Annotated in this window: 4 protein-coding genes; 2 read left to right on the top strand and 2 right to left on the bottom strand. The window is 68.6% G+C overall.

The features are described 5' to 3' along the window. The first annotated feature begins 585 nt into the window (after positions 1 to 585). Entirely contained in the window at positions 586 to 13,014 is a 12,429-nt protein-coding gene (locus G6039_RS07365; protein WP_255326754.1) for a non-ribosomal peptide synthetase, read from the top strand. A 69-nt stretch (positions 13,015 to 13,083) separates the two neighbouring features. Continuing rightward, complete coding sequence (locus G6039_RS30475; protein ID WP_235194055.1) at positions 13,084 to 14,403, top strand: thioesterase domain-containing protein; 1,320 nt, start codon at positions 13,084 to 13,086, stop codon at positions 14,401 to 14,403. Between the two features lie 74 nt (positions 14,404 to 14,477). Here the strand turns inward: G6039_RS30475 and G6039_RS07370 are convergent, their stop codons facing one another. Together G6039_RS07370 and G6039_RS07375 are read right to left on the bottom strand one after the other, a co-directional pair. After that, positions 14,478 to 16,409 (bottom strand): ABC transporter ATP-binding protein, encoded by a 1,932-nt coding sequence (locus G6039_RS07370; protein WP_006944486.1) that lies wholly within the window; start codon positions 16,407 to 16,409, stop codon positions 14,478 to 14,480. Continuing rightward, on the bottom strand, positions 16,406 to 18,133 hold the full coding sequence (locus tag G6039_RS07375) for an ABC transporter ATP-binding protein (RefSeq protein ID WP_029547068.1): 1,728 nt from the start codon (positions 18,131 to 18,133) through the stop codon (positions 16,406 to 16,408). The genes G6039_RS07370 and G6039_RS07375 overlap by 4 nt, the downstream gene beginning before the upstream one ends. Positions 18,134 to 18,198 lie beyond the last annotated feature (65 nt).

Here is an 18,198-nt window from a genome sequence, read left to right on the forward strand (position 1 = left end):
AATCCTTTCCGCGCCCGTGCACCCGAGCACTGACGCAGAGCAGACCGGAAGACGGTTGTACGCCCGGAATCACGGAGTCGAATTGGCGTAACTTCCGGAATCACACACTCCGGGTCCGACAATTCCCATACGTTCCTCAACGTTGTGCCCTGAGTATCAAAAGAGGCAGGGCGGGCTGCGCACCGATCACGACAGAACGGTCCGGACTCTTCCCACCTTGCCGATATGGAATCCCGAATATTGCGACGCGAGCAGGCGGGAGCCTATGCTGTGCAAGCACGCCGGCTCACACAGCCGCGGGAATCACCCCGGCCGTCGCAGGGAACGGGCCACCCCGCTTCCGGTGCGACGGCCCGGACCGGGGCGCACGCGGAAAGAAGGTTGCGCATCGGCATCTTCTCTTGCACCGATATCAGCCCGCCCGCCTGAATTGCCACCGATTGTCGGTGGCAATTCCGTGAAGGGCTGTGCCCGTTCCTGAAACCTCCCACGAGCGCCGGCCGAGACAGTGCGCCCGTTCGTTCGTCGCGCACAGCGTCCCGCATCGGATGCGCCACCGTCTTTTCCAGGACACAAGGGACCGATATGGCCGCCCCATCCCTACGCCACCACGCACATCCATTCCCCGATAGTCGGATCCCCCCCGAAGCGTTCCCCTTGTCACCGGCTCAGTACGGGATCTGGTTGGCGCAGCAGCTCGCCCCCCAGGTCCCCTTCGTCATCGCCCAGTACGTGGAATTTCCCGGGCCGTTGGATCTCGATCTGTTGCGTGCCGTGTCCGAAACCGCCGGTCGCGAGTTCGAGACCGTCTTCCTGCGCCTGATCGAGATCGACGGGCGCCCGTTCCAGATCGTCGATCGGGAACTCGACTTCCGGACGGAGATTCTGGACTTCCGCGACCGGCGTGAGCCGAGGGCCGCCGCCGAGGAGTGGCTCCGGCGAGACGTCGAACGCCCCGTCGACCTGCTCGCCGACCGGATGTGCAAGATCGCGGTCCTGTGCATCGACGACTCCGACTTCCTGGTCTACGTCAAAGCCCATCACATCGTGCTGGACGGTTACGGGGCAATGATCCTTATGAATCGGGGCGCGGAGTTGTACGCCGCCGCACTCGAGGGCCGCGCGGCGGACGCCGGACCGTCGACAGACCTCCGCACCCTGTACGAACGGGACCGGAAGTATCGAGCATCGCGCAGGTTCGCCGCCGATCGTGACTACTGGTCGCAGCGGATGCTGGCCGCGCCCAACGGAACCGGAGACACCGCAGTGCCTCCGGCCGTCACGTCCCTCGTCGAGACTGCGGAGTTGTCCCCAGCCGCCTCCGATCACCTGCAGGGGTCCGCCAAGACGATGAACGCAACGCCGACGGCGGTCGTTCTCGCGGCTTTCGCATGCTTCTTCTCGCGGCTGTCCGGCAGCGGCGACGTACTCGTCAACATCCCTGTCTCCGCTCGCACAACCGCACAGCTACGACATTCGGCCGGCATGTTGGTCAACGTCGTCCCGCTGCGGATCGCGGTTCACGCCGAGGACACGCTCGGTGAGCTGGTCGGGCGGATGCAGCTCGAACTGCTGGGAGCGTTACGCCATCAGGGCTGCGGGATCGAGGACATCCGGCGCTCCACGGGGAACGCGGTGTCCCGCTTCTCGGTGCCCCTCGTCAATGTGATGCTCTTCGAGCAGGAGCTGGGACTGGGCGCGGTCCCCGGTACCGTCCATGTCCTGTCCCGGGGACCGGTCGGCGATCGAATGATCAGTGTCTGTCCCGCCGGTTCACCGGCGGCGACCACGATCGAATTCCGCGCGAATCCGAATCGGTATCGAGAAGACGAGATACGCCGGCAGTGCACCCAGATCGCGGAACTTCTCGAAGAATTCGTCGCTGCGGATCCGGGAACCCCCCTCGGCTCCATCCATCGCACGAGCGCGCGTGAGGCGGAACGCCGCTTCCGGGACGCATCGCTCGTGGACTTCTGGGCATCGACGCTGGCGGGGCTGCCCACGCCGCCGGAGCTGCCGATCGGCCCCTCGCCGATCCGCCGCACGAAAGATTCTGCGACAGTTCGGTTCCCGATCGACGACGACTCGTGCCGCGCCGTGGTCGCGCTGGCCGCCGAGCAGCACGTCGATTCGTTCGTCGTGCTGCATGCCGCGGTGTCGGTACTGTTGGCACGCCTCGGCGGTGTCGACGACGTCGCGATCGGCACTCCGGTTCCGCGCACCGGAGTATCCGACGCCGAGGTGGACGATGCCATCGGCATCCTCGTCCTGCGTGCTCGTGCCGGTTCCGCGACGAGATTCGACGACCTGGTTGCGCAGCTCGGCCGAACCGACCGGGAGGCCTTCGAACATGCCGACGTGTCCCCGCGACGCCTGGCCGAGGCACTGGGTCCGAGTCAGGACGGGACTCGGTCACCGTTGTATCGGGTGACGCTCGAACATCACGTCGAGGCACAGTCTTCCGCCGGCGAGCCGGTTACGGGCACGGCAACGACCTACGCCAGCATGTGCTTCGGCACGGCGGACCTGCAGATCTCCGTGACCGAGCGGCGGAACCGCATCACCACCGGCATGAGCGTGAGCATGCGGTATGCGACCGAGCCGATCGCCGAGGGGACCGTCTGCGGGTTCGCGAGCCGGTTCACGCGGATTCTGACGGCGATCGCGGCGGATGCGTCCGTGCGGATCGGCGACATCGATCTGCTCGGCCCGGAGGAACGGGAGACTCTGGTACCGGCGCGCGGTCCGGCCGGAGTCCCGGTGCGACGTCTGCCGGACATCCTCGCGGCTGCGGCGTCCGCGGACCCGGAGGCCGTTGCGGTGTCGTGTGGGACGGTCCAGATCTCCTACCGAACACTCGACGAGCAGACGAACCGACTGGCACGGCGCCTGATCGACCTCGGTGCGGGTCCGGAACGCTTCGTCGCGATCGGGATCGAGCGGTCGGCCGACTCGGTGGTGGCGGTATGGGCGGTAACCAAGACGGGCGCGGCGTTCGTGCCGGTGGATCCGACCTACCCGGCCGAGCGGATCGAGTTCATGCTGGACGACTGCGGCGCGGTCCTGGGACTGACGACGCTCTCCCAGCGTGCTCGGATGCCGGAACGCGTGCGGTGGGTGGTGCTCGACGATCCCCGGATGGCCGACCCGCCGGCCCGGCGCGGGACGACGGTGGCCGATACGGACCGCGTGATGCCGCTGAGGGCGGATCATCCGGCGTACCTGATCTACACCTCGGGGTCGACGGGGACGCCGAAAGGTGTCGTGATCACGCATCGCGGACTGGCGAACCTCGTGGCCTTTGCGGCGGCATCGGCCGAGCCGGGGGCGCGCGTATGGCACGGCGCGTCGCCCAGTTTCGACCTGGCAGTGCTCGAGATGCTCCTCGCGTTCGGTGTCGGGGCTCAGCTGGTCGTAGCACCCTCCGGGGTGTACGGCGGCACCGAACTCGCACGACTGCTCGCCGCCGAGCACGTCACGCACTGGTGTACCACCCCGGCGGTCCTGTCCACCCTCGACCCGAGAAGTCTGGACGACCTGGTCTTCGTGATCGTCGGCGGCGAATCGTGTCCCCCGGGCCTCGTGGAGCGGTGGGCACCGGGCCGGCGCATGGTCAACGGGTACGGTCCCAGCGAGGCCACGGTGCAGGCGACGACCGACGATCTTCTGCCCGGCGACGGCGTCGGACTCGGGAATCCGGGGCCGGGATTCGAAGCGATCGTGCTCGACGCACGCCTGCATCCCGTACCCGTCGGCGTCGTCGGGGAACTCTACCTGTCGGGACCGGCTCTGGCGCGGGGGTACCACCGCCGGTCCGGGACCACCGCGACGCGGTTCGTGGCGGATCCGTTCGGGGCACCGGGGCGGCGGATGTACCGCACCGGAGACCTGATGCGCTGGTCGACCGGGACGAGCGCACCGGTCGGCGGAACCTCGCTGCTGCGGCTCGAGTACGTCGGACGCGCGGATCTTCAGGTGAAGCTGCGAGGCCGGCGAATCGAGCTCGGCGAGGTGGAGGCGGCGTTGCTCCGCCACGACCGGGTGGGTCAGGCAGTGGCGGTGCTCCGGGTCGACGGTGGAATCGAGCATCTCGTGGGCTACGTGGTGCCCCGCCCGGGCGAGGTCGTCGACGGGGCAGAGGTACAGAAGTCGGTGGCGACCGCGCTGCCCGACTTCCTGATGCCCGCGGTAGTGGTGGTGCTGGCCGCGATGCCCGTCACCGCCAACGGCAAGATCGACCGGAATGCACTGCCGGTCCCGACGTTCGGAGGATCGGCGTACCGGCCGCCGCGCACGGCGCTGGAACGGACCCTGGTTGGGGCCTTCGCCCAGGTACTCGGCGTCGCTCCCGACCGGGTAGGCCTCGACGACGGCTTCTTCGACCTCGGCGGGGACTCGCTGCTGGCCACGGGACTCGTCGCCCGGATCCGCGCGACCCTACGGGCCGAGGTACCGATCAGGACCGTCTTCGAGGCCCCGACCGTCGCCGGACTGGTACCGCGGCTCGCGGAGTGCGGTGTTGCGCGGCCGCCGCTCGTCCCGCAGCGGCGGCCGAAGCGGATTCCGTTGTCCTACGCCCAGAGTCGACTGTGGTTCATCCACCGATACGAGGGGCCGTCGACGACGTACAACCTTCCGATGGCGGCGCGTCTCCGCGGGGAAGTGGACGTCGCGGCCATGGTGGCGGCCTTCACCGATGTGGTCACCCGCCACGAGAGCCTGCGCACGGTGTTCGGGGAGGAAGAGGGCATTCCCTTCCAACAGATCCTGCCGGTCGACGAGGTCACGCTGTCGCTCCCCGTGACAACGGTGTCCGGCGAACTCATGGCCGACGCGGTCGGGGCGGAGGTCGCGTACCGCTTCGATCTCTCCACCGAAATCCCCATACGCGCGGCGCTGCTTCGGCAATCTCCCGACGAGCACGTTCTGGTGCTCGTGCTCCACCACATCGCCGGCGACGGCGCCTCCATGGTCCCCCTGGTGCGCGACGTCATGACCGCATACGCGGCCCGGGCCGCAGGATCGGCGCCGAACTGGGATCCGCTGCCGGTGCAGTATGCGGACTACGCGCTGTGGCAGCGGGAGATGCTCGGTACGGAGACCGATCCGGACAGTATGCTCTATCGCCAGTTCGAGTACTGGCGAGCAGAATTGGCGGATGCGCCGGAGCAGTTCCGCTTGCCGACGGATCGAATCCGGCCTCCGGTGCAGTCGTTCGAGGGCGGAACGGTCGAGTTCACCGTCGATGCGTCGCTGCGGGAAGCAGTCGACGAGCTGGCCCGCTCACGCGGAGCGACCACATCGATGGTGATGCAGTCGGCACTGGCCGTGCTACTGCACAAGCTCGGCGCCGGAACCGACATCCTCATCGGCGGTCCGGTAGCGGGCCGTACCGATGAGCTGCTGGCCGACCTGGTGGGGTTCTTCGTCAACTCCTGGGTGCTGCGCGTGGATCTGTCCGGACTCGACGATTTCACAGCGGTTCTCGACCAGGTGCGGGCAAAGGCGCTGGCCGCGTACGAGAATCAGGACGCGCCGTTCGAACGTCTCGTCGAACTGCTCAATCCGGTCCGGTCCACCGCGCATCACGCATTGTTCCAGGTCGCGATGGCGTTGCAGAACAACCCGCTTCCTGTGCTCGACTATCCCGGGCTCCAGGTCGCGATGGAGCCGGTGACGGCCGGCGTGGCCCGATTCGACCTGTTCTTCAGCCTGTCCGATGTGCCGGCGACACCGCATTCGCCCGGAGGGATGCGGGGAACGATCGAGTACGCGAGCGATCTGTTCGATCGCAGCACCGTGCAGCAGATCGCGGCGCGCTTCGTCCGGGTTCTCACGTCGATGGTGACGTGTCCGCAACGCCGCTTCGTCCTGGTGGACCTGCTCGAACCGCACGAGCGCGTGCAGGTGTTGCAGGAGTGGAACGGCACGACGGTGACCGTCCCGGACACAACGGTACCGATGCTGTTCGCCCGGCAGGTGTCCGCCGACCCGGATGCGGTGGCGCTCACGTCCGGTACCGAACAGTGGACGTACCGGGAGTTGGCGGCTCGCGCGACCCGATTGGCCCACCGGTTGATCGACCTCGGGGTGGGCCCGGAGTCGGTCGTGGCGGTCGCCCTGGATCGTTCGGCGGCATCGATCGTGGCCCTGCTGGCGGTGTCGACGGCCGGCGGCGCGTATCTGCCGATCGACCCGGGCTATCCCGGTGAACGCACCAGGTTCATCCTCGAGGACGCCGCCCCGCTCCTGGTGCTGAGCGACGCTGTCGTCGCCGGTCGATTGCGGTCCCCGGCATGCCCCGTGCTGCTCCTCGACCCCGGCGGAGCATCGGTCGGCGACCCGACGACGCGAGTCGGTCCCGTCACCGATTCCGATCGGCGAATGCCACTGCGTCCCGAGCATCCGGCATATCTCATCTACACCTCGGGCTCGACCGGCGTGCCGAAGGGCGTGACGATCACCCACCGCAATCTCGTCCACCTGGTCTCGCACGGCTGGCCCGCGAACCGGCCGCGGGAGCGGATGTCGATGACGTCCTCGCCGGGATTCGATGCGTCCGTGTACGAAATCTGGCCGGCCCTGCTCACCGGCGCCGAGCTCGTGCTCGCCCCGCCCGGGCCGGCAGATCCGATGGATATCGCGCAGACGGTGCTCGACCACGGTGTCACAGCCGTGTTCGTCTCGACTCCGATGTTCCATCTGCTTGCCGATCCCGGCATCGCCACGGACGGGGTATGGGATCACGTGGACCAGGTGGTCACGGCTGGTGCGGCGCTGTTCCCGGCGGCCGTCGACCGCTTCCGCGCCGCGCATCCCGGCCCCCTCGAGGTCAACGCATACGGACCGACGGAGACCACCGTCTGCGCCACCCTGTATCCGGTGCCGACCACCCACGAACCGGGCAGCAGCTCGGTGCCGATCGGAACACCCATCGAGGGCGTGCAGGTGTTCGTGCTCGATGCCGGCCTGCAACCGGTACCGGTCGGGGTGCCCGGGGAGCTGTACCTGGCCGGCGCGGGCGTCGGACGCGGCTACCACGGCCGGCCGGCGATGACGGCGGGCCGGTTCGTCGCATGCCCGTTCGGGGCGCCCGGGCAGCGGATGTACCGGTCGGGGGATCTCGTGACATGGCGGTCCCGCGAACGCACGGAAACCGGGCGGGTGAGAGCCGCAGACCTCGAATTCGTCGGCCGCGTCGACGACCAGCTCGAGATCCGTGGATTCCGGGTCGAGCCCGGTGAGGTCGAGGCGGTCCTGACTTCCCATCCCGCAGTCGCACAGGCGGCGGTGGTCCCGCGCGCGGTACCGGGTGACATCGCGAGCACGCAGCTGGTCGGATATGTCGTCCTCGACCGGGACCTGACCCTGCGGGCGGAGGCAGCCCGGGAGTCGGAAGCGGTCGAGCGCTGGCAGGCTCTGTACGACGACGTGTACTCGGACGCGGCGGCGGCCGTCCCCGCCTCACCGGCACTGTCGCTCGACGAGGACTTCGGCGGCTGGAACGCCAGCGCCACCGGTCGACCACTGCCCCTCGACGAGATGCGGCAGTGGCGGGACGCGGCCGTGCAGTCGATCCGGACGCTGCGACCGCACCGGCTGCTCGAACTCGGCGCGGGCTCGGGATTGCTGCTCGCCGAACTCGCCCCCGAATGCGGCGAGTACTGGGCGACGGACTTCGCCGCATCGGCGATCGCGTCGCTGCGTGTCAAGGTGGCCGGACAACCGTGGGCGCAGCGGGTGCGGCTGCGGACGCAGCCCGCTCACGTGACCGACGGTCTTCCCGAAGGCCACTTCGACACCGTGGTGCTCAACTCGGTGGTCCAGTACTTCCCCGACGCCGCGTATCTGCTCGAGGTACTCGGAAAGGCACTGCGACTGCTCACGCCCGGCGGGGCGCTGTACCTCGGCGACGTTCGGAACCTGGCATCGTTGCCACAGTTCGCGGCCGGAGTGGAACTCGCGCGTGCCGGCGTGACAGACACCGCATCGGTCGTTCGCGAACGGGTCCGCCGAGCGATGCTCACCGAGCGGGAATTGCTGCTCGCTCCCGAATTCTTCACCTCACTGCCGCAGCACCTGACCGGCATCACGGGGACAGAGACCCAGCTCGGCCGGATGCGCGCGGTCAACGAACTCAGCTGCCACCGCTATCAGGTGATCCTGCGTACCGGTCCGGCGCCGGTCCGCTCCCTCGGAGACGCCCCGAGGCAACCGTGGCACCGGTGGGGAACGATGGCGGCCCTGTGCGACCACCTCCGCGCACATCGGCCGGACATGTTGCGTGTCGACGGGGTACCGCACGCCGGGCTGGTGCGTGCCGTCGCGCTGGCCGACCGGCTCGACGAGGCACCCGATGACGTGCCGGTGCAGAACCTGCTCGACGGAGCTCCGACGCAAGACGGCTGGATGCCGCACGACTTGGATTCCGTCGGAAAGGAACTCGGATACTCGGTCGCGGTGACCTGGTCCCCCACGCCGGGCGGGATGGACGCCGTCTTCATCGCCGGGGAGACGAACGACACCTATCCCGCCGCCGTGACGGATGTGTATCTCCCGGCGGGACCGATCGGTCCACTCGCTCGATACGTCAACGACCCCGCCGCGAGTACCCGCATCGACGAGATCCGCCGCTTCGTCTCCGAGCGACTTCCGGACTTCATGGTTCCGTCCGCACTCGTGCACATGGCCGCTCTCCCCTTGACCGCGCACGGAAAGCTCGACCATCGGGCCCTGCCGGCACCGGAGTTCGCGATCCCGGGCGCTGACGTCCAGGCGCCGTCGACACCCACCGAGGAGACACTGGCCGCCGTCTTCGCCGAAGTGCTGGGACTCGGGCGGGTCGGAGCGCACGATTCCTTCTTCGCGCTCGGCGGGGACTCGATCATGTCGATCCAGCTCGTCGCACGGGCGAAGGCGGCGGGTGTGCTCATCTCGCCACGAGACGTGTTCGAACACAAGACCGTTTCGGCGTTGGCCGCCGTGGCCACCTCCCTCGCACAGGGCCACGAGGCGCTTCCGGAACTGCCCGGAGGAGGAATCGGCGACATCACCCCGCTCCCGATCCACCGATGGCTGTTCGAACGCGGCGGTGGCTTCGACCGATTCTCCCAATCCGTGTTGCTCACCCTCCCCGCCGAGGCGGACGAGGCGAATCTGACGGCCGCTCTGCAGGCGGTCGTGGATGCGCACGACATGCTCCGCGCACGACTGCACCTCCCCTCGGAGTCCGCATCCGGATGGGGCCTCGAAACACGGCCGGCCGGAACGGTACACGCGGACAAGCTGTTCCTTCGGATACCGGTCGACTCGGTCACCGGCCCGGACTTCACCTCCACCGTCGGGGCGGCACTCGATGCCGCGACCGGGCGGCTCGACCCCACGTCCGGGATCGTGCTGCAAGCGGTGTGGTTCGATGCGGGACCGATCGGCAGGTTGCTGCTGGTGGCCCATCACCTGGTGATCGACGGCGTGTCGTGGCGCATCCTGGTGCCGGACCTCGCCACCGCGTGGGGAAGGACCGTCGCAGGACTCGAGCCCGAACTCGAAGCCGAGCACACCTCGATGCGCCGATGGGCCCACGGGCTGCGCGAGGAATCCCGCAGCGAAAACCGGCGCGCAGAACTGGATCTGTGGCAGGACATGCTCTCGGTCGAGGAGCCTCCCCTGGGCTCGCGGTTCCTCGACACTGCGAAGGATGTCGGTGCCACCCTCGACACGATCACCGTCGACGTGCCGACCGTCACCACCGAGATCCTCCTCACCGCACTGCCGGCCGCCGTCCACGGCGGCGTGAACGACGGCCTCCTCACAGCCCTCGGCGCAGCGGTGATCACGTGGTGCCGCGCTCGCGGACAGGACACCGATCGGGTCCTGGTCGGGCTCGAAGGCCACGGTCGGGAAGAACAGGTGGTACCCGGCGCCGACCTGTCCCGGACGGTCGGGTGGTTCACCACCATGTTCCCGGTGCGGCTCGATCTGTCCGGAATCGATTCGTCCGAGGTGTTCGCGACGGGCACCGGAAGAGGTATCGATGCGGTCAAAGCGGTCAAGGAACAACTCCTCGCCGTTCCCGACCACGGCATCGGGTACGGCATGCTGCGCTGGATCGACGACGAGTACCGCACGACGCTCGAGTCCCGTCCCGAACCGCAGATCGTCTTCAACTATCTCGGCCGGGTCGCGACCACCTCGTCGGGAAGCGCCCGAGAGGCCGGATGGATACCGATCGCCGACATCGATCTCGGGCCCGGCACAGATCCGGCTCAGCCGGCGGCCGCCGCGGTGGCGGTCAACGCCGTCGTCGTCGACACGGACACCGGGCCGATGCTGCGCACATCGTTCACGTTCCCGACCGGCGTGCTGGCGACGGACGAGGTAACCGATCTGGCACAACGGTGGCGGCAGGCCCTGATCGCGCTGGCCCTCGACACCACGGTGCCCGGCGCCGGCGGCCACACACCGTCGGATCTGTCCTTGGTGCCGCTGTCCCAGCGCGCGATCGACGATCTCGAGCACCGCTGTCCGGGGCTCGAGGACGTCTGGCCGTTGACTCCCCTGCAGAGCGGCCTGCTGTTCCACGCCATCCAGGCGGACTCCGTCGACGCCTACACGGTGCAACTCACCCTGCATCTGCAGGGGCGGATCGACCCGCGGCGCCTGCGGGATGCGGCTGCGGCCGTCGTGGTCCGACACCCGAACCTGCGGGTCGCCTTCGTACTCGACGAGGGCAACCCGGTCCAGGTCGTCCAGCGTGGGATCGAACTCCCGCTCCGCGAGATCGATCTGACGGCCGTCGACGTCGCCGTCCGCGACACCGAGCTGGACCGGATCCTGACCGAGGACCGGCTCGCGCGCTTCGACACCGCCGTCGCGCCACTGCTGCGACTGACCCTGATCCGGATGGGACCCGACGACTTCCGGCTGCTGTTCACCAATCACCACCTCCTGCTCGACGGGTGGTCTGCGCCGCTGCTACTGAAGGAACTGCTCGTCCTCTACGCCGGTGCGGGTGACACATCGGTCCTGCCCCCACCCCACGCCTACCGGGACTATCTGATCTGGCTCGGCCGCCAGGATTCCGACGCCGCATGCTCGGCATGGTCCCGCTATCTGAGGGGAGTCGACGGCCCGACTCTGCTCGTCCCGGGCCGGCGAGGTGAGCCGGTGGGTGCCGTCTCCGAGGAAACGTCCCGGACGCTCGGCGAGGACCGGACACGACAGCTCGAGGCATTCGCACGCACGCATTCCCTGACGCTCAACACCCTCGTGCAGGTCGCGTGGGGGATTGTGCTGGCCACGCTCACCTCGCTTCGCGACGTCGTGTTCGGCAGCACCGTCTCCGGCCGACAGGCGACGGTGCCCGGCATCGAGGAGATGGTCGGGCTGTTCATCAATACCGTGCCGGTACGCATCAGCGTCGATCCGAACAGGACCCTCACGGAGTTGCTCGAACGGGTCCGCGCCGAACAGACCGAGTTGCTCGACAGTCACCACGTCGGGCTGGCGGACATCCAACGGGCAGCCGGGCCGGCCGCCGTCTTCGACACGCTGACGGTGTTCGAGTCGTATCCCGTCGACCGGGCCGCGTTGAGTCGGGCCACCGATGTCGCCGGCATGCGAGTGACTCATGTGACCGCCCGCGACTCCGGTCACTACCCCGTTGCACTGATCGCACACACCGACCCCCTGCTGCACCTGCGTATCAGCTACCGACCCGACCTGTACGACCGCGGAAGTGCCGAGCAGACCCTGAGGCGGGTCGTCCGAGTGCTCGACGCCGTCGTCGACGAACCCGAGACGACGCTCGGTCGGTTGAACCTGCTCGACGAAGCCGAACGTCGGCGTCTGGCTCCGGTCGGGAGTTCCCCGGCGGTCCCGGCATCCGAGGCGACGTGGACCGAGATGCTCGCAGGACAGGTAGCCCGCCATCGGGACGCGATCGCAGTCGTCGGGAACGGAGAACAACTGACCTATGCAGACCTCGGAGCCCGGATCAGCCGGCTGGCGCGATGGTTGATCTCCCGGGGCGTCCGTCCCGAGGCGCCCGTGATCGTGGCGATGCGTCGATCCGTCGACCAGCTGGTGGCGACGCTCGCGATCCTCGAAGCCGGAGGCGTGTACGTGCCGATCGACCCTGATCACCCAGCTGAACGTATCGCACACGTCCTCGAAACTGCACAGCCGATGTGCGTGCTGGCCTCGGAAGGGATCGAGCTGCCGGGAACAGTGCCTGTGATACGCACGGACGCCCTCGATCTGTCCGGATTTCCTGCGTCTCCCGTCACCGATACCGACCGGCTCGCGCCGGTACGGCCGGACAACACCGCGTACGTGATCTTCACGTCGGGCTCGACGGGCACACCCAAGGGAGTGACGGTGACCCACCGGGGGCTGACAACTCCGGCGCAGTGGTGTGCGGGTGTCGCCGACTCCGAATCCCGGGTTCTGCACGCAATCTCACCCAGTTTCGACGCATCGCTGCTGGAGTACCTCACGGCCGTCGCGGCCGGCGGACAGCTGGTGGTGGCGCCACCCACGGTGTACGGAGGCGCCGAGATGAAGGCACTTCTGCGTACCGCGCGGATCACGCATCTGTACATCACCCCCACCGTGCTGGCCACCATCGATCCGTCGGGGCTGGACGAACTCGCATTCGTGTGCGTCGGCGGTGAGACGTGTCCACCGTGGCTCGTCGAGCGATGGGCGACCGGCAGACGCATGGTCAACGGGTACGGACCCACCGAGACGACGGTGATGTCGAATGTCCGCGACCCATTGGCGGCGGACGAACCGATCACGCTCGGCGTACCGATGCCCGGATTCGCCGAGGTGGTGACGGATCGGCGGATACAGCCGGTGCCGGTCGGGGTGAGCGGGGAACTGTACGTGGCGGGTCCGGGACTGGCCCGCGGATACCACCGGCAACCGGGAACGACGGCAACCCGATTCGTGGCCGACCCGTTCGGAGCGCCGGGACGACGGATGTACCGCACCGGTGACCTGGTGCGGTAGACGGACACGACCGGGCGACTCGAACCGGAATATGTGGGGCGTTCCGACTTCCAGGTGAAGGTGCGGGGATTGCGCATCGAACTGGAAGAGGTAGAGGCGGCGCTGGTGCGGCACCCCGCGGTTGCCCAGGCCGTGGCCGTGGTCCGCGACGGTGGGCGGGGCGGGCAATTGGTCGCCTACATCGTGCCCGCACACGCACCGGCCGACCCGGCGGAGATCCTCCGTTCCCTGGCAGCCGTGCTGCCGTCGTACATGGTGCCGGTGGCATTGACAGTGCTCCCGGCGATGCCGGTGACACCCACCGGGAAAGTGGATCGGGCGGCGCTACCGGCCCCGGAGTTCAGCCGGTCGGAGTATCGGTCCCCGCGCACCGACACCGAGCGCATCGTTGCGGAGGCCTTCGCGTCTGGGCTCGACCTGGAACGCGTCGGGATCGACGACAACTTCTTCGACCTCGGAGGAAACTCTCTCAGCGCCGTTCGTGTCGCCGCCATCCTGAAATCGACACTCTCCGGGGACGTCCCGTTACCGCTGATCTTCCTCGCACCCACACCGGCAGGCCTGGCACATCGCCTGGATACCCGTCCCGGTGGGGGCACGCCGTCGACGATCGAGGCGCTCGAAGTGCTGATCCCGCTCCGGGCGGGGGGCAGCCGTACTCCACTGTTCTGCGTGCACCCCGCGATCGGCATCTCCTGGGTGTACGCCGGACTGTTGCGGTACCTTCCCGACCGTGCCGTGTACGGCCTTCAGCTCCCCCTCCTCTCCGGCGGGCCGGCCTATGCGTCCCACCACGCCCTCGCCCATCGCTACGTCGAGGAGCTGCGGGCGGTGCGACCGCACGGCCCCTACCACCTGCTCGGCTGGTCGCAGGGCGGCCTGATCGCGCACCACATGGCGGTCCAACTGCGAAGCGCGGGAGAGGCCGTCGATCTCGTGATGCTCGACTACTACCCGATCGAGCGCGCTCGAAAAGAGCTGACTCTCGCGGAGGTTCTCGTCAGCTTGGGTATCGACGCCGACAGCGCCGAGCCTACGGACATTTCGTTCGACACCGCGCTCACTCAGGTGAACCGTATGCTCGGGCACGAAACAGGTCTCACACCAAGCGATCTCGAGCGCATACTGGGGGCGTACGCCGAGGTGCACCGCACCGGACCGGAACTCGGGCTGGAGGTATTCGACGGCGACATGCTGTTCTTCGCTGCCGCGAACTCGTTGGACGACTCGGGCGAGACATCACCGGGGCTGTGGCGGAAGACCGTGACGGGCTCGATCGTCGAGCACGTCGTCGCGGGTGATCACCTGCATATGATGAATCCCGAAGCGACCTCGGTCATCGGCCCGATTCTGGCGGACCATCTCGGTCGAATCGATGAGCGCCACTGATCTCCCCGGTGACGGGTCGATACTGTGTCGCAGCGCGGACGGTGTCGCAGCGCGGACGGCCCGTACTCGCCCGGTCATTCCACGAGGGCGCGGAACTGCGCGTCGTACAACCGGAAGTAGGCGCCGCCGGCCTCGAGGAGCTCGTCGTGCGTGCCCTGTTCCACGATGCGCCCGTGCTCCATCACCACGATCCGGTCCGCGTCACGGATGGTCGACAGCCGGTGCGCGATCACGAAACTGGTGCGGTCCCGGCGCAGCACCGCCGTCGCGTGCTGCACGAGCAGCTCGGTGCGGGTGTCGACCGAGCTGGTGGCCTCGTCGAGGATCAGGATGGACGGCTGCGCGAGGAAGGCGCGGGCCGTGGTGATCAGCTGCCGCTCCCCCGCGCTGATGTTGCCGGCGTCCTCGTCGATCACGGTGTCGTAGCCGTCGGGCAGGGAACGCACGAACCGGTCGACGTAGCTGATGCGGGCGGCCTCGAGGATCTGGTCCTCGGTGGCGTCCGGCCTGCCGTAGGCGATGTTGTCGCGGATGGTGCCCCCGAAGAGCCAGGTGTCCTGCAGCACCATCCCGATACGCGAGCGCAGCTCGTCGCGGCTCATGGTCGTGATGTCCACGCCGTCGACGAGGATTCGTCCCGAATCCAGTTCGTAGAAGCGCAGGATCAGGTTCACCAGGGTGGTCTTGCCCGCGCCGGTGGGCCCGACGATCGCGACCATCTGCCCCGGCTCGACGCGCAGGTCGAGATGCTCGATCAGCGGTCGCTCCGGCAGGTACGAGAACGAGACGTCCTCGAACTCGACCAGGCCGTGCCGCCCCCACGGGGTGACGGGGGCAGGCGAGTCGGGCTCCTGTTCGGGTTCGTCGAGGATCTCGAACACCCGCTCGGCGGACGCCGCCGCGGACTGCAGCAGGTTGACCATCGCGCCGATCTGGCCGAGCGGCTGACCGAGCTGCCGCGAGTACTGGATCAGGGCCTGCACCTCGCCGAGGCTGACGGTGCCCGACGCGACCCGCAGCCCGCCGAGCACGGCGATCGCGACGTAGCTGAGGTTGCTCATGAACATCACCAGCGGCATCACCAGACCGGAGACGAACTGGGCGCGGAACCCGGCCCGGAACAATTCGTCGTTGGTCTCGGTGAAGCGACGCTCGACCTCGGCGGTCCGGCCGAAGGCGGTGACGAGTTCGTGGCCGGTGAAGGCCTCCTCGATCTGGCCGTTGAGGTTGCCGGTGGCCTTCCACTGGGTCACGAAGTGCCGTTTGGACCGCTTCGCCACCACCGCGGTCACCACCACCGACGCCGGCACCATGAGGATCGCGACGAGCGCGAGCAGCGGCGAGATCCACACCATCATCACGACGAGCCCGAGCAGGGTGAGCACCGACAGCACCAGCTGGCTGATCGACTGCTGCAAGCCCTGCGAGATGTTGTCGATGTCGTTGGTGACGCGGCTGAGCAGATCACCGCGGGAATGGGAGTCGAAATAGCGCAACGGCAGCGCGTGCACCTTGCGTTCCACCCGGGATCGCAGATCGCGGATGACGCGCTGCACGATCTCGTTGAGCCCGTACGCCGCCAGCCAGATCAGGCCCGACGACAGCAGGTACAGCGCGAGCACGAACACGAGGGTGCGGCCGAGGGCGGCGAAGTCGATGCCCGCGCCCGGCACGAGCGACATGGCCGACACCATCTCCGCGAACTGGTCGCGTCCCTGCGCCCGCAGCGCCTCGACCGCCTGTTCCTTCGACAGCCCGGCGGGCAGCTGACGGCCGATCACCCCGCTGAAGATCAGGTCGGTGGCGTGGCCGAGAATGCGGGGCGCCACCGAGGACGCCACCACCCCGAGCACGGCCAGGACGAGCACCACGGCCGCGGCCCACCGGTGCGGCCGCAACAGGCCGACGAGCCGTTTGGTGGCCGGCCACTTCTGCCGTGCCCGGTTCTCCGGCGCGCCCGGGTCCACACCCCCGAGCCGCGGCCCCGCCTCCTTGCGCTCGGTCATGCGGTCACCATGCGCTGCGACTCGACGATCTCGGCGTAGGTCGGGCAGCTCGCGAGCAGTTCCAGATGCGTGCCCGAGCCGACGACGGCCCCGCCGTCGAGGACGACGATGCGGTCGGCGTCGAGCACCGTGGACACCCGTTGCGCGACGACCACGACGCACGCATCGCGGGTCTCCGGGAACAGTGCCTCCCGCAGCCGCGCGTCGGTGGCCTGGTCCAGGGCCGAGAACGCATCGTCGAACAGGTAGATCGACGGCCGGCGGACCAGAGCCCGGGCGATGGCCAGGCGCTGGCGCTGCCCGCCCGAGACCGTGGTGCCGCCCTGGGCGACGAGGGTGTTCAGCCCCTCCGGCATCGCCCGGACGAAGTCCGCGGCCTGTGCGACCTCGAGGGCGTGCCAGAGCTCGTCGTCGGTCGCGTCGGCGCGGCCGTACCGCAGATTGTCGGCGACGGTGCCGGAGAACAGGTAGGCCCGCTGCGGCACGAGACCGATCGCGGCGCGCAGCACCTGCGGGTCCAGGTCACGCACATCGGTGCCGCCCACCAGGACCGAGCCGGCGGTGACGTCGATCAGCCGCGGGATCAGCCGCAGCAGGGTCGTCTTGCCGGAGCCGGTACCGCCGATCACGGCGGTCGTGCTGCCGGGCTCGGCCCGGAACGTCACGTCGCGCAGGACGGGCGCGTCGGCGCCGGGATACGCGAAGGCCGCACCCCGCAGCTCGAGGGTCACGGGGGTGGCGAGGGTGCGGACGGGCCGAGCCGGCGCCGGCAGCGACGATTCGGTGTCGAGCACGTCGAGGATCCGCTCGGCACACACCGCCGCGCGCGGCGCCATCATCGCCACGAACGACGTCATCATCACCGCCATGAGGATCTGCATGATGTAGCTCAGCAGCGCGGTGAGGGATCCGACCTGCATGTCACCGGTGTCGATCCGGTGGCCGCCGAACCACAGCACGGCCACGCTCGTGGCGTTGGCGATGAGCATCACGAGCGGGAACAGCAGGGCGTTGATGCGGCCGACGTGCAGGGCCGTGTCGGTCAGTTCCACGTTGGCGACCTCGAACCGGTCCCGTTCGGTGCGCTCGCGCACGAACGCCCGCACCACGCGGATGCCGGTGATCTGTTCGCGCAGTACCCGGTTGACGGCGTCGATGCGCACCTGCATCACCCGGAAGGCGGGCACCATCCTCGCGATCAGGACGAACATGGTGACCGCGAGGACGGGAACGGCAGCGACGAGCACCAGCGACGTGCCGGCGTCCTCGCGCAGCGCCATGACGATGCCACCGATACCCATGATCGGGGCCATCACCACGATGGTGCAGCTCATCAGCACGAGCATCTGCACCTGCTGCACGTCGTTGGTGTTGCGGGTGATGAGCGACGGCGCGCCGAACCGGCCGAACTCGCGGGCGGAGAATCCGCCGACGCGCCGGAGCACGGCGAGCCGCACGTCGCGGCCGACGGCCATGGCGGTGCGCGCCGCGAAGTACACCGAACCGATCGAGCAGCCGATCTGCACCGAGCTGATCGCCAGCATCACCGCGCCGGTGGTGAGGATGTACCCGATGTCGCCGCGGGCGACGCCGTAGTCGATCAGGTCGGCGTTGAGCGCCGGCAGGATCAGCATGGTGCCGGTGGCCACCATCTGCAGCAGCACCACCGCGATCAGCGCCCCCCGGTGAGGGCGCAGGAACCGCGGGAGCAACCGGACCAGCATGATCACCACGCTACCGGTGCAGCGGCCCGGTTCCCGGCACCTTTTCCGCCCGCGAGGGAACGGAA

Source organism: Rhodococcus aetherivorans (assembly GCF_011058165.1).
Lineage (GTDB): Bacteria > Actinomycetota > Actinomycetes > Mycobacteriales > Mycobacteriaceae > Rhodococcus > Rhodococcus aetherivorans.

What these genes read in the sequence shown, in the direction of transcription:
- G6039_RS07365 (WP_255326754.1), top strand. Translation starts at nt 586, where the DNA reads ATGGCCGCCCCATCCCTACGCCACCACGCACATCCATTCCCCGATAGT.
- G6039_RS07370 (WP_006944486.1), bottom strand. Translation starts at nt 16,409, where the DNA reads ATGACCGAGCGCAAGGAGGCGGGGCCGCGGCTCGGGGGTGTGGACCCG.
- G6039_RS07375 (WP_029547068.1), bottom strand. Translation starts at nt 18,133, where the DNA reads ATGCTGGTCCGGTTGCTCCCGCGGTTCCTGCGCCCTCACCGGGGGGCG.